The 13097-nt window shown below is 38.1% G+C and carries 13 protein-coding genes; 9 read left to right on the top strand and 4 right to left on the bottom strand.

Features of this window, described 5'->3' with window-relative positions:
* The 4 genes from lpdA (at window position 1) to I5435_RS03985 (ending at window position 3651) form a co-directional block, all read left to right on the top strand.
* Window positions 1–1416, top strand: coding sequence for a dihydrolipoyl dehydrogenase (gene lpdA, locus I5435_RS03970; RefSeq protein WP_024362203.1), 1416 nt, complete (start codon window positions 1–3; stop codon window positions 1414–1416).
* A gap of 121 nt (window positions 1417–1537) precedes the next feature.
* Entirely contained in the window at window positions 1538–2320 is a 783-nt protein-coding gene (locus I5435_RS03975) for an SDR family NAD(P)-dependent oxidoreductase (RefSeq protein WP_337983291.1), read from the top strand.
* A gap of 217 nt (window positions 2321–2537) precedes the next feature.
* Window positions 2538–2981, top strand: coding sequence for a CidA/LrgA family protein (locus tag I5435_RS03980; RefSeq protein ID WP_038509463.1), 444 nt, complete (start codon window positions 2538–2540; stop codon window positions 2979–2981).
* Window positions 2974–3651, top strand: coding sequence for an LrgB family protein (locus tag I5435_RS03985; RefSeq protein ID WP_337983292.1), 678 nt, complete (start codon window positions 2974–2976; stop codon window positions 3649–3651). Before I5435_RS03980 ends, I5435_RS03985 begins: the two co-directional genes overlap by 8 nt.
* Window positions 3652–3720: 69 nt before the next feature.
* Here I5435_RS03985 and I5435_RS03990 read toward each other — a convergent pair whose 3' ends face one another.
* A complete protein-coding gene (locus tag I5435_RS03990; RefSeq protein WP_337983293.1) occupies window positions 3721–4317 on the bottom strand; it encodes a class I SAM-dependent methyltransferase in 597 nt (198 codons plus the stop codon).
* A 270-nt stretch (window positions 4318–4587) separates the two neighbouring features.
* Window positions 4588–6057: an aminotransferase class I/II-fold pyridoxal phosphate-dependent enzyme gene (locus I5435_RS03995; protein WP_024362198.1), complete on the bottom strand. Its 1470-nt coding sequence runs from the start codon at window positions 6055–6057 to the stop codon at window positions 4588–4590.
* A 146-nt stretch (window positions 6058–6203) separates the two neighbouring features.
* Here I5435_RS03995 and I5435_RS04000 point away from each other — a divergent pair, with 146 nt between their 5' ends.
* Both I5435_RS04000 and I5435_RS04005 read left to right on the top strand, forming a co-directional pair.
* On the top strand, window positions 6204–7163 hold the full coding sequence (locus I5435_RS04000) for an NAD(P)H-dependent flavin oxidoreductase (RefSeq protein WP_024362197.1): 960 nt from the start codon (window positions 6204–6206) through the stop codon (window positions 7161–7163).
* Window positions 7164–7184: 21 nt separating this feature from the next.
* Window positions 7185–7472, top strand: a complete 288-nt coding sequence (locus tag I5435_RS04005) for a UPF0223 family protein (RefSeq protein WP_024362196.1) — start codon at window positions 7185–7187, stop codon at window positions 7470–7472.
* 511 nt (window positions 7473–7983) lie between these two features.
* Here I5435_RS04005 and I5435_RS04010 read toward each other — a convergent pair.
* Window positions 7984–8610 (bottom strand): YktB family protein, encoded by a 627-nt coding sequence (locus tag I5435_RS04010; RefSeq protein WP_024362195.1) that lies wholly within the window; start codon window positions 8608–8610, stop codon window positions 7984–7986.
* Between the two features lie 122 nt (window positions 8611–8732).
* Here I5435_RS04010 and I5435_RS04015 point away from each other — a divergent pair, with 122 nt between their 5' ends.
* On the top strand, window positions 8733–8930 hold the full coding sequence (locus I5435_RS04015; protein ID WP_024362194.1) for a hypothetical protein: 198 nt from the start codon (window positions 8733–8735) through the stop codon (window positions 8928–8930).
* 334 nt (window positions 8931–9264) lie between these two features.
* The gene (locus tag I5435_RS04020) at window positions 9265–10062 is read left to right on the top strand and encodes an inositol monophosphatase family protein (protein WP_025218735.1); all 798 of its coding nucleotides are present in this window, start codon (window positions 9265–9267) and stop codon (window positions 10060–10062) included.
* A gap of 52 nt (window positions 10063–10114) precedes the next feature.
* Here the strand turns inward: I5435_RS04020 and I5435_RS04025 are convergent, their stop codons facing one another.
* Window positions 10115–11413, bottom strand: a complete 1299-nt coding sequence (locus tag I5435_RS04025; RefSeq protein ID WP_337983294.1) for a hypothetical protein — start codon at window positions 11411–11413, stop codon at window positions 10115–10117.
* A 146-nt stretch (window positions 11414–11559) separates the two neighbouring features.
* Here I5435_RS04025 and I5435_RS04030 point away from each other — a divergent pair, with 146 nt between their 5' ends.
* Window positions 11560–13086, top strand: coding sequence for an AbgT family transporter (locus I5435_RS04030; RefSeq protein ID WP_024362191.1), 1527 nt, complete (start codon window positions 11560–11562; stop codon window positions 13084–13086).
* The last annotated feature ends 11 nt before the right edge of the window (window positions 13087–13097 follow it).

Below are 13097 nucleotides of genomic sequence, written 5' to 3' on the forward strand. Positions count from 1 at the left end.
ATGGTAGTAGGAGATTTCCCAATCGAAACAGATACTCTTGTCATTGGTTCAGGTCCTGGAGGATATGTAGCAGCAATTCGTGCAGCTCAAACTGGCCAAAAAGTAACAATCGTTGAAAAAAATGTACTTGGTGGTGTGTGCTTAAACGTAGGTTGTATTCCATCAAAAGCATTAATTTCAGTGGGTCACCGCTTTGAGCATGCTAAACATTCAGATGACATGGGTATCATCGCTTCTGATGTGAAATTAGACTTTTCAAAAGCGCAAGCTTTTAAAGACAGTGTTGTTAAGAAATTAACTGGCGGTGTTGAGGGCTTACTTAAAGGAAATAAAGTTGAAATTGTACAAGGTGAAGCGTATTTCGTTGACGCTCATTCAGTGCGTATCATCAATGGTGAATCTGCTCAAACATATACATTTAACAATGTTATTATTGCAACAGGTTCTCGTCCAGTTGAAATTCCAACGTTTAAATTCTCTGAGCGTGTACTAAACTCTACTGGCGCACTTTCTTTACAAGAAGTACCTAGTAAATTAGTTGTAATCGGTGGAGGTTACATTGGAACAGAGCTAGGCTCAGCTTATGCAAACCTAGGTTCACAAGTAACAATTATCGAAGGTGGCAAAGATATTCTTGCTGGTTTCGAAAAACAAATGACACAAATCGTGAAAAAAGGCCTTAAAAAGAAAGGCGTTGAAATTGAAGTAAACGCATCTGCTAAAGGCGTTGAAGAAACAGAAAACGGCGTAGTTGTTACGTATGAAGTTGGCGGAGAAGAGAAAAAAGTTGAAGCTGATTATGTATTAGTAACTGTAGGTCGTCGTCCAAATACAGATGAAATGGGTCTTGAAGGTGTTGGCATTGAATTCGGTGAACGTGGCCTTATTAAAGTTGACAAACAATGCCGTACAAACATTCCAAACATCTATGCAATTGGTGATATCGTAGCAGGTCCTCAGCTTGCACACAAAGCTTCTTATGAAGGTAAAGTGGCTGCTGAAGCAATCGCTGGCGAGAAATCAATCGTAGATTATCTAGCTGTTCCTGCTGTATGCTTCACTGATCCAGAAATGGCAACAGTTGGTTATAACGAAGATCAAGCAAAAGCTGAAGGTATTGAATATACTGCAGCGAAATTCCCATTCGCAGCAAATGGCCGTGCGCTTGCATTAAACCAAACAGAAGGTTTCGTGAAACTAGTTGCGCGTAAAGAAGATGGCTTATTAATTGGTGCTCAAATCGTAGGTGCTGGTGCATCTGATATGATCGCTGAAATGGGCTTAGCAATCGAAGGCGGTATGACTGCTGAAGATATCGCGTTAACAATTCATGCTCACCCAACATTAGGTGAAATTACAATGGAAGCTGCTGAAGTATTACTAGGCAACCCAATCCATATTGTAGCGAAAAAATAATTGAACATATAAAACGACTATAAAGCATGTTCGCTTTATAGTCGTTTTTTTGTATAATTTTACTAACTTTGATACAGTAAAACTAGTAAATAACTATTTGAAAACATAGAGGTGGGGCGAAATGGAATTAGGCTTAAAGGGAAAAGTAGCAATTATTACTGGTTCAAGTAAAGGGATTGGTTATTATACGGCGATGCAGCTAGTAAAAGAAGGTGCAAAGGTAGTAATTAGTGCACGTGGTGAAAAACAGCTACAGGTGGCCGCTGGATGCATTAAAAATGAAACGGGCGAGGAAGTCTTAATTGTACCGACGGATATTACGAAGGAAAAAGACTGTAAGAGGCTTATAGAACGTACTGTGGAGCATTATGGACGCGTAGATATTGTGATTAATAACGCAGGCACAGCGTCAGCTAATCCGTTTGAAACGGTCAGCAGTGAAGTGTGGCAAGCTGATATCGATTTAAAAGTGTTTGGTGCTATCAATTGCTCTAAATATGCTGTGCCTTATATGCGAAAGGTAGGCGGCGGTGCGATTGTTAATGTAACGGCAGTAATGGCTAAAACGCCTCCTGCAAGTTCACTTCCTACTACTGTTAGTCGAGCAGCTGGGCTCGCTTTAACGAAGGCCATGAGCAAAGATTTAGGAAAAGATAATATTCGTGTGAATTCAGTGTGTATTGGTTTAATTCGAAGTGATCAAATTGAAAATTTATGGAAAAAAGAAGCACAAGACCTTTCGTGGGATGACTACTCTCGTAAAGTTGGTCAATCTATTCCGCTAGGTCGTGTAGGGGAAACGCAAGAAGCAGCTAATGTCATTACTTTCTTAGTGTCAGATGCAGCAAGTTATGTAACAGGAACAGCTGTAAATATTGACGGTGGTTCAGGGCACGCCTTATAGGGAGCGACAAGTATGTCGTTATATTTAGTACTTTTTATTTAAATTATTGCAATAGCGTAAATATAGAAAAAGTGCGCAGTTAAGCGGATTTTGTACACAAAGGAGCAACTCATTCGTGTTTGGGTTGACTCTTTTTTCTATTATTTTTCTAAAATTGTAATAGACAGAAAATTCCTTCAGTTGTAGAATAAGCGTAACAGGGGGGAACGGTGGCGAAATGATGAACGAAAATTTTACTATGATATTAATGCGAGTTGTTCGTATTATTGTCCAAATTGGCATACTTAATATTTTTTATTACATCGGTGTGGGCATTGTGTCTTACTTACACATTCCGCTTCCAGGAAGTGTAATTGGCTTACTGTTATTGGCACTTTTACTCAATTTTAAACTAATGAAAGTAGAATACATTCAAGATGGTGCTGGCTTTTTAATTGGCGTTTTAACATTGTTCTTTATTCCAGCAACTGTTGGTATTATTGATTATCCAGAACTGATGTCAACAACGGGTCTGCTGATTATTTTGGCGGTTATTGCTAGTACATTAATAGCTATTTATGTAACGGGAATACTCACCCAACTGATTGAAAAAAGAGAAGTAGCGAAGAAAGAACAAGCAGTAACTATTGAAGAGGGGAAGGGAGAATTATTTGTTGATTGAACTTATTGTTGTACTTGGTACAATTGGACTGTTTATATTATTTACAAAGCTGTATCAACGGTTTCCCCACCCATTAATAATTCCATTAGTGACGACAACTATTGTCAGTGCAGCTATCTTACTTGTTTTTAATATTCCATATTCAACCTATATGGTAGGAGGAGAATGGCTACAAAAAATGTTGGGGCCAGCTGTTGTTGCACTTGCCTACCCGCTTTATAATCAGAGAGCCATCATTATGAAATATAAAGTTTCTATTTTATCCGGTATCATATTAGCGATGATAACTGGATTAGTAACCATTTTTGTTATGCTCAAATGGATCGGTGTTAAAGAAAATTGGATGCTGACGGCGTTACCTAAATCTTTAACAACGCCTGTTGGCATGCAGGTAAGTGAAACAATTGGCGGAATTCCTCCTTTAACGGCGGTTTTTGTTATGATTGCAGGTTTTGTCGGCGCTATTATTGGGCCATTCGTATTGAAATATGGAAAAATTGATTCTGCTGTCAGTAGAGGTGTAGCAGTAGGAAGTGCCTCGCACGGTGTTGGGCTTGTAAAACTAAGAGAGTATGGTGAGCAAGAATTATCGGTTGGTTCGCTTTCTATGGGGTTAACAGCGATTATAGGAGCTTTTCTCTGTCCACTCTTTGTCTATCTATTTTTATAAAAGAAAGCCCTTTACAAGGCATAATGGGCTTGTAAAGGGTGCTAGCATTTTCGCTTGACACAAGCATAGTTAACTTTTTTCAATGATTAATTGAATGGTATGTGCAAGTCCTGTGTGTAGAGTACCTTCATGGCGTATTTGTTCACCGGTAAAGAAATGAATAATTTTATAGGGCTGACACCACATAAGCACCGATGCTGGATTATATAGGAAATTAATATTTTGTGGACCGCCTGTTGCATAGGATAATTGAGACGTGGAATATAATTCCATCATAATACGACCGCCGGGTTTAACCGAATTGACGATGCGTTGAAAAACGGCATGTTGCTGTTCTGCGGGAAAATGACCAAATACCATCACGGCAGCGTCAAATGTTTCTACTGGTAGTTCATCTTGCAGTAAATCTTGCAGTTGTGTGTTGACAGTAACGCCATGCTTTTTTGCTAACTGTGCTGTTTTTTCAAGACCGCTTTTTGCATAATCAAAAGCCGTTACCACATGCCCTTTAGAAGCTAAATAAACAGCATTTCTACCTTCTCCTTCAGCATATGCGGCAACATTAACATACCCCTCTAAAAATTCTACATAGTTTTCTATAAACGTATTTGGCTGTTCGCCATAGACGTATTCAATTGTGTTAAATCGTTCATCCCATGTATTCATACAATTCACTCCCTTTATAAATATTGTAAGTAAAGGACAGCACATAAGCTATTTTTTTGCTTTATACAATTATTAATACAATCTTTTTCAATTTGATGAAAGCAATGCAATAGAATTTAACTAATAGAATGAAAGAGTGTAAATAGGGATAGAAAAAGAATGGGGATTTTAGGTTTGTAAAATAAAGGTATTTTATGTAAGAATGCTTACAACTGTATGATTCAACTATAAAAAGCTACCCCTTCTAAAATGAAGAGGTAGCTTTGTTTTTTAAATAATTGCTCTGCGTTCTTTAATAACACGAATTGTTTGTAATGTTGTATCTTCGGGTCCTTGAACTGGTAAACCAGCTTCAATATTCATTTGAATATAACGAATATTTTCTTGTGTAATTATTTCCCCGGGAATAAAAATAGGTATTCCAGGCGGGTAGACCATAATAAATTCAGCGCAAATACAATTGTCTGCTTCTGCAAGAGGGACTACTTCTGTATCTGCATAAAAAGCATCACGCGGTGACATTGCAAGTGCTGGAATTTCAGGTACATTGACAACTGTTTCAGTAACAGCAGCTTCTGAATCAAAAGCTTTTGACATACGGCTTAAAGCATTGATGAGAAGATTAATTTCTTTTTTCGTATCTGCTAATGTCACTAAACATAAAATATTGTATAAGTCCGATAACTCTACTTCAATATTTGCATTGTGACGAAGCCATTCCTCAGCTTGGTGCCCTGATATGCCTAAATCTTTTACACTAATTAACAGTTTTAGTGGGTCCATATCGTATGTTGCGGACGAGTGAAGCTTTTCCTTACCTGCACATTTTAAATGTGGAATTTGGTTAATGCGTTTACGCGCATCTTTTGCTAAACGTAGTGCATCCCCAATTAAATCATAGCCATGAATTGCAAGCTGACGACGAGCTGTGTCGAGCGATGCAAGTAATGGGTAGGATGTTGATGTTGTTGTCAGCATAGAAAAGACTGCTTGTACGCGCTTAGCTGAAACTAGTCCTTCACGTACGTTTAAAATTGAAGTTTGCGTCATGGAGCCTCCAAGCTTATGTACGCTTGTTGCAGCCATATCCGCGCCTGCTTCCATTGCTGAGTATGGTAGCTCGTCATGGAATTTAATGTGCACGCCATGTGCTTCATCGACAACGACTGGAATATTACGGCGATGGACAATTTCGACAATGCGTTTTAAATCCGCAGAGAAGCCGTAATAAGTTGGATTAATAACAAGGACAGCCTTGGCGTCCGGATAAGCATTTAAAGCCTTTTCTACAGCTTCCGCCGAAATACCATGAGAAATGCCATATTCACTATCTACTTCAGGATGAATAAAAATAGGAATTGCACCAGCGAAAACAATCGCTGACATAATGGATTTATGAACATTCCGTGGTACTAGAATTTTATCACCTGGACCGACGACGGTCAGTATCATCGTCATAATGGCGCCACTAGTACCTTGAACGGAAAAGAATGTATGATCAGCACCAAAGGCTTCTGCTGCCAGTGCTTGCGCATCCTTGATAGCACCTTTTGGTGAATGTAAATCGTCTAGTGGAGCAATGTTGATTAAATCAATTGATAAAACGTTGTCGCCGACGAATTCTCGGAAAGCAGGATCCATACCGTGCCCTTTCTTATGGCCTGGAATATGGAACTGAATTGGATGTCTGTTCCGATGTTTTAGTAATACGTCGAACAATGGAGTCTCTAATTGTGACAACGCAGGTACCACCTCACTTTTATAATATCTAAGAAAACAAATGAATTATAGCACCTAACGACATGAAAAAATAGACTTTAATTAAAAAAATAAAAGGATTTTTTCGTGATTACGAGAAGATAGTATGGAACGAAAGGAGAGATTCGATGAAATGGGAGACACGTATTACCGAACTATTAAAGATTAAATATCCAATAATCCAGGGGGGATTAGCCTATTTAGCATATGCTGATTTAGCAGCAGCTGTGTCAAATGCTGGCGGTTTAGGGCAAATAACGGCGATGAGTTTACGCGACCCAGACTTATTGCGTGCAGAGATACAAAAACTAAGAACATTAACAGATAAGCCGTTTGGTGTAAATTTTGCCATTGGAATGCATGGCACAGGCTATGAAGATATGGTGCGAGTTGCTGTTGAAGAAAATGTACCTGTTGTCACAATGACAGGCGGTAATCCCGCACCGATTTTTGATTTACTTGCAGGAACAGGCATTAAAAAGCTAGTGCTTGTTGCAGCCCGTAGACAGGCTCAGAAAGCTGAAGAACTAGGGGCAGATGCAGTGATGGTTGTTGGACAAGAAGGTGGTGGCCATCTTGGGCGTGATGACGTTGGGACAATGGTGCTCGTACCTCAAGTGGTTGATAGTGTAAAAATTCCTGTGATTGCGTCTGGTGGCATTGGCGATGGTCGGGGTTGGATGGCCGCACATGCACTTGGTGCAGAGGGCATTGAAATGGGCACACGCTTTATTGCGACGAAGGAATGTGTGGATGCCTCACAAGCCTATAAAGACGCATTACTCGCGAGTTCTGAGGCAGATACAACGGTGATTAAACGCTCTATTGGGGCGCCTGCACGCGCGTTAAGGAGTGACTTCACAGCAAAAATTTTAGAAATAGAGCGTGAAACGCCTACTTATGAGGCTTTAAAAGACTATATTAGTGGCAGTGCCAATAAACGTTTTATTTACGATGGAGAAAAGGATGCTGGCATTGGTTGGGCAGGACAAGTGACGGGCATGATCCATGATATCCCAACAGTGGACGAGCTAATTACAAGAATGGTTGCAGAAGCGGAAAGTATCCGGGTAAAATGGGGACACTAATGTAAAGGTGGTTACGTTCAAATGGAATATTCTTATCCGTTTTCAATTGATTGGTCAACAGAAGAAATTGTCGATGTTGTAAAATTTTTTGAAGGCATTGAACTTGCGTATGAAAAGGGCATTAAACGTGAAGTGATGCTGGCAAAATATCGTCGATTTAAAGAAATTGTGCCTTCACAAGCAGAGGAAAAAACCATTTTCCGTGAATTCGAAGATGCTAGTGGATATGTTAGCTATCCAGTAGTGAAGCAAGCAAAAGAAGCGGTTGATGGTACGATAATCAAAGTTGTACCAAAGCAAAGACGTTAAACATTGGCTTGGAAATAGTGTGCTAGGGAATACTCTAGCATGCTTTTTTTATAAAAAAACAAACCCGCCCTGCCTTCTGGACAGATGTACACAATGGATTGTGAATATTTGTGCCCGTTGAAAGCAAAGCGGATTTTGCTAGCTTACTATTTATTATGATATGTTAAAATAATAATTCTTCTTAAGAATTCACTAGCATTATGGTGTTAATTTATAGTTGTCTGCATAAACTACAGCAATATCAATTTTTTTAAAAATGTTCACAGATTTTGGATTTTCCAATAATATACACTGACATAGCTCAAGGCTATAGAAAAAACTTTAGCCACAACAAGTGATTGATAATTCTTGCTGTGCAAAATCCTCAACAACCTCAAAAGAAAGTGCTTCAGTCCTTTAGCTTACAATTTACAGAAACGGTTAATGGATAAATACCTCGTCCAAAATTGTTAAACCTTATAAATTTCTTGTAAGATTTTTATGCCACATTTTCAAAAATGAATAGGCCATTTTATTTTTCTTGAATAATTTTATAAATTGGAAGTAATGCAGTGAATGTTTCCTCTACTAATTGTTGGAATTGACTAACAGACAACTTTATCGCGTCTTCTCGTGGAATATGACGGCCAACTAAAAATTCCCCTTTTTTAACATCACGTAGACGGATAAGCAATTCATCTAGTTTTTCTTCTTTCGCGTCTTCGATGGAAATTGCCTCTGGTGACATATGATCCCCAGAAACAATAAAATCATTCGGAAGCTGCTGTAGCAAGGGTTTGTTGGCTAGTAAACGTTGTGCCATTAAATTTTTTTGCGGTGCTTCATAAATAATAGCAAAGACGATGAATAAATGTGTGCTCCAAAGACCAATCTGAAAGTGAGGCAATGCTTTATAGCCTCTTTTATAAGGAGCAAAGGCAACCCAACTATCATTTGGTGGATTTACCGTTCTGCGGGCGTGTTTAGCAACATGGGGGTAAAATTCTTCTCCAAGATGACTGGAAAAGAAAGCAGAGAAGTTCTCTCCTAGTTTATTGAACTTTGGTCGTACACAGGAATTTAAGGCATCCATTCTTTGTTCTAAGCCATTTATTTGAAATACATTAAAATCTTTATTAGTCCATTTTAGTGTAGGCATTTTTAATAACTCCTTTCGATTATAAGGTTTATTTTATTAAAAAAATGGGAAAAAATCTTATAACAAGAACTTTAGCGAATCGTATAAGGTTTTGAAAAAAATAAAAAAGGGACGTGACTTTTATGAAACAAGTCGTAAAAATTATACGTAAAGTTGACATTGAAAAGCAATATGAACGCATTTTACAATTAGAATTAGATTATGAGCTAGCCTCACTCTTCTTAGCGATGAATGAGAAAGACGAAGGTGCAATCGCAAAAAGTAAAAAGCGTCTAGCTGAAATACAGATGGAGCTGGAAAGTTTGCACGCCTATGCGTAAAAAAAAATTAACCCCCATATGAAAATCACTTGCTGAATATTCCGACAGCAGGTGATTTTTGTTGTTATAAAGGGTAAAATAGACAATATACCATTGTTAGATAATGGAGTTTTCATCTTTCTTCATTTGACGCTACACATGCAAAGCTCTTAAAGGGTCACATTGTACATGATGCTCACTCTTATTGTGGAGAGTGTGTAGGCCATTTTACTGTCTAGAACTAGAGTACGTTTAAAGTGTGTAGCTACGGTAGTTTTATTGCTTGAATACCACAGATAAGCAAGTTGTGTGTGGACGAGCGTAAATGTTTTCTATATTCGAGGGGTGGGTTTTTATGGATTTAAAGCAGATCGATCAATTTGCAAAAAGTATTATTGTTGAAGCGGGAAACCGTATTCGTAATGCCTTTTCGTATAATTTAGTGATCGAGACAAAATCGAATGCGAATGACCTTGTTACAAATATAGACCGTGAAACAGAATTGTTTTTTATAGAAAAAATTAAATCTTTTGATCCTACCCATCATATTATAGGCGAAGAGGGTATGGGGGAGAAAGTAGAGTCATTAGATGGCGTTGTATGGATTATCGACCCGATTGATGGAACGATGAATTTTGTAAAGCAACATCGCCACTTTATGATTTCAATTGGAATATTTATTGATGGTATAGGGAAACTTGGTTACATATATGATGTAATGCGCGAAGATTTATTTTATGCAATTGCTGGACAGGGTGCTTGGTATAATGCATCACCGTTACGTAAGTTACAACCTGTGACCATTGAAGAGTCCGTTATTGGCATTAATGCACATTGGGTTGCACCCAATCGCCATATACATCATGAAAAAGTCATTGACCTAATTCGTAAAGTTCGAGGTACGCGTTCTTATGGCTCTGCAGCAATGGAAATTGCCTTTGTTGTTAGTGGAAAATTAGACGCTTATGTATCGATGCGGTTATCCCCATGGGACATTGCCGGCGGAACAATTATTGCAAATGAAGTTGGGGCTATTGCATCCAATTTACATGGACGAACTGTAGATTTACTACATCAAGATACTTTTATTATTGCAAATCCTTCTATTCATCATGAATTATTAGAAAAATATATTGTGCCTTATGATGTATAACCTTTAAAAAACTGTTTAGGACTGTTGATTCCTAAACAGTTTTTTGTATGCGCTAATTTAAATCGAGCTGATAGTATTTTTTCGGACGTCCTCGAGTGGTGGAAGTAGTGCTAGGTAATTCAACAGCTAAATTTTTTTCATGCAGTTGTTTTAAAATGCGGTTTGCAGAACGTACAGTAATGCCTAAATGCTTGCTTAGCAGTTCGCCATTGACGATAGTTGTTGCTAATCTTTCGATAACAGCCTCGATTTTTTGCAATTGTAATAAAGGAAGATCATGGGTAACGCTTAATTTTTGTAAGAGCTGTTGTTTTTCGTTATCAAACTGCAATAAAGTCCCGTTTAGCAACGGACCAATTTCTTTTTCATGTTCAATAATATAGCCTTGCGTTTCCTTGGAAGAGCAGAGCGTAGCAGCCCTTTTTGCGTATTTCTGACTTTCAGTTAAAGAGTTACCGATACCCCAACCTATTTTTACAGGAAATTGTAATGTATCATCTAAAAAATCTACAAGTTGGCAATGGCTATAATCATCGGTTGTGATTAAAAATTGCTGATAGGTTGTAATAATGGCCATATAAGAAGCTTCGCGATGCACGATAAAGGTGCTTGCATAGCGTTGCTTAAAATCTAAAATGGCTTTATATAAAGCAATTTGTCGATATTCCAATTCATCGATATTGGATTTATCAATCGGAATTAAAATATGGACAACGACTACTTTATTTTGCTCAAGTTGTCGAAGCTGAAGCTGATTGACCAACTGATCCAATGTTAATTGCATAGCATGGAGTGATGGGTGAAACGCGATAAACGGTATATTTAGCTGTGCCAATCGCTCGCGCATTTCTGCAATGCGCGTAAAGCTTAAATCTACTTTATTGTCGCGATGTAACTGAATATGCCAATTAGCAGCCTTCTCAACAATATCGTTGCTTGCGAACTCGTTCATTGTTTGACTAAATAGATAGGGCTGTCTACCGATTGACCATTCATGAATGCCGAGGTATTCATTCTCTTCATAACAAAAATCAATGGCAATCCGATTCATAGCAATTGTATTGTCATAAAATAACTCCGTTAAGACACGGTAAAAATCTCGCTCTGAAATATCAAAATAGAGCATGGGGATAGCCGTGTTTGGAAAATATGTTTGCGAAAAAAAGTATGGGATTTGCCCGCTAAAAAGTGCACCATCTCCAGCTAGTAAATGTTGCTGTAGCAGCGCATTTAAATGCTCAAAATCTGTGTAGGGATGGTAATGGAAATGGCAAAAAGATGGCTTAATTTTCTCTAGTTGCGTTACCCATGAGAGAGATAGTTTAGCGGTGAAAACATTAATTTTATACATAGAGTAAGCTCCTTAACTATAAATTAAATATTGAAAATATTCTAAAAATATGGTTTCTTTGTATTAAGGACACATGCTATCAATGTCTTAAATGAGGATTAAGATGAATAGCACAAGTCGAATAACACAGAGAAGGAGAGGGGCTTATGCAAAAAAATTTAGACACAGTAAAAAAATCTTGGATTGATAGAATGCTAGATAGCATTGAAAAGGCAGGTAATAAACTACCAGACCCCATTACGCTATTTATTATTTTAGCAGGTATTGTGCTTGTTTTATCATGGATATTATCGATGTTTGGTGTTTCAGCAGTTCAACCAGGCACTGAAGATGTTATTCAAGTAAAAAATCTGCTAAGTCAAGAAGGTCTTATTTTAATATTAACGCAAATGGTATCAACATTTACAGGCTTCGCTCCTTTGGGATTAGTGATTGTGACAATGATTGGTATTGGTTTAGCCGAGCAAACAGGGCTTATATCTGCCGTAATGAAAAAGCTAGTGCTGTCAGCTCCGACAAAATTAATCGTGCCATTTATTATTTTCACAGGTTTAGTGGGGAATCTAGCTGCCGATGCAGCGTTCATTATTTTACCGCCAATTGCAGCGATGATTTTTATGAGCATTGGTCGAAACCCACTAGCAGGTTTAATTATTACATATGCCGCAGTAGCTGGAGGCTTTAGTGCCAATATTTTAATTAGTTCACTTGATGTATTGTTATTGGGAATTACGGAATCATCAGCACAGATTGCAGATTCTGGCTACACAGGTCGAGCAACGATGAACTATTATTTTTTAATTGCTTCGACATTTTTACTAATTGGGATTGGTACGTGGGTTGCCAAAAAGTTTACTGAGCCTCGCTTTGGTAAGTTTGAAGGCAAGGTTGAAATGTTAGAACCGCTAACTGCTTTAGAAAAGCGTGGTTTACGATGGGCAGGACTGGTGACAGTCATTTATAGTGCAGTTATTGCATTTACGGTCATTCCGTCTAACGGTCTTTTACGTGATCCGGAAACAGGGGGCTTTTTAAATTCACCATTTATGTCAGGTATTGTGCCGATTATGTTATTCTTCTTCCTTTTACCAGGTCTTGCCTATGGCATTGCGGCAAAAGAAGTGAAAAATGACAAGGAAGTGGCTGAGAAAATTTTTAAATCGATTGCGGATATGGCTCCATTTATTGTTTTAGCATTTGCCGCTTCACAAATGATTGCCTTTTTTAACTGGAGTAATATCGGTGCTATTTTAGCCATTAAAGGAGCGGAACTTTTACAAGCATTAAATTTTACAGGTTTACCAATGATGATAGGATTTGTTTTAATATGTGCTTTCGTTAACTTACTTATCGCCAGCGCTTCTGCGAAGTGGGCTTTACTTGCGCCAATTTTCGTTCCAATGTTCCTTTACTTAGGCTATTCCCCTGCTGTTACGCAAATGGCCTATCGAGTAGGAGACTCTATTACCAATCCAATTACACCAATGCTACCGTATTTTGCTATTTTGCTATCATTTGCCAAACGCTACGATAAAAATATCGGTATGGGGACACTAATTTCCGCGTTACTACCATTCTCTGTGTTCTTTGCAATCGGTTGGATTATACTGTTCGCCATTTGGTTCCTACTTGGTTTACCACTAGGACCTGGAGATTATATATACTTAAAATAAGGGGTGTTACT

It is taken from the genome of Lysinibacillus sp. C5.1 (assembly GCF_016350185.1).
Taxonomy (GTDB): Bacteria; Bacillota; Bacilli; order Bacillales_A; family Planococcaceae; genus Lysinibacillus; species Lysinibacillus sphaericus.

What these genes read in the sequence shown, in the direction of transcription:
- lpdA (WP_024362203.1), top strand. Translation starts at nt 1, where the DNA reads ATGGTAGTAGGAGATTTCCCAATCGAAACAGATACTCTTGTCATTGGT.
- I5435_RS03975 (WP_337983291.1), top strand. Translation starts at nt 1,538, where the DNA reads ATGGAATTAGGCTTAAAGGGAAAAGTAGCAATTATTACTGGTTCAAGT.
- I5435_RS03980 (WP_038509463.1), top strand. Translation starts at nt 2,538, where the DNA reads ATGATGAACGAAAATTTTACTATGATATTAATGCGAGTTGTTCGTATT.
- I5435_RS03990 (WP_337983293.1), bottom strand. Translation starts at nt 4,317, where the DNA reads ATGAATACATGGGATGAACGATTTAACACAATTGAATACGTCTATGGC.
- I5435_RS04000 (WP_024362197.1), top strand. Translation starts at nt 6,204, where the DNA reads ATGAAATGGGAGACACGTATTACCGAACTATTAAAGATTAAATATCCA.
- I5435_RS04005 (WP_024362196.1), top strand. Translation starts at nt 7,185, where the DNA reads ATGGAATATTCTTATCCGTTTTCAATTGATTGGTCAACAGAAGAAATT.
- I5435_RS04010 (WP_024362195.1), bottom strand. Translation starts at nt 8,610, where the DNA reads ATGCCTACACTAAAATGGACTAATAAAGATTTTAATGTATTTCAAATA.
- I5435_RS04015 (WP_024362194.1), top strand. Translation starts at nt 8,733, where the DNA reads ATGAAACAAGTCGTAAAAATTATACGTAAAGTTGACATTGAAAAGCAA.
- I5435_RS04020 (WP_025218735.1), top strand. Translation starts at nt 9,265, where the DNA reads ATGGATTTAAAGCAGATCGATCAATTTGCAAAAAGTATTATTGTTGAA.
- I5435_RS04025 (WP_337983294.1), bottom strand. Translation starts at nt 11,413, where the DNA reads ATGTATAAAATTAATGTTTTCACCGCTAAACTATCTCTCTCATGGGTA.
- I5435_RS04030 (WP_024362191.1), top strand. Translation starts at nt 11,560, where the DNA reads ATGCAAAAAAATTTAGACACAGTAAAAAAATCTTGGATTGATAGAATG.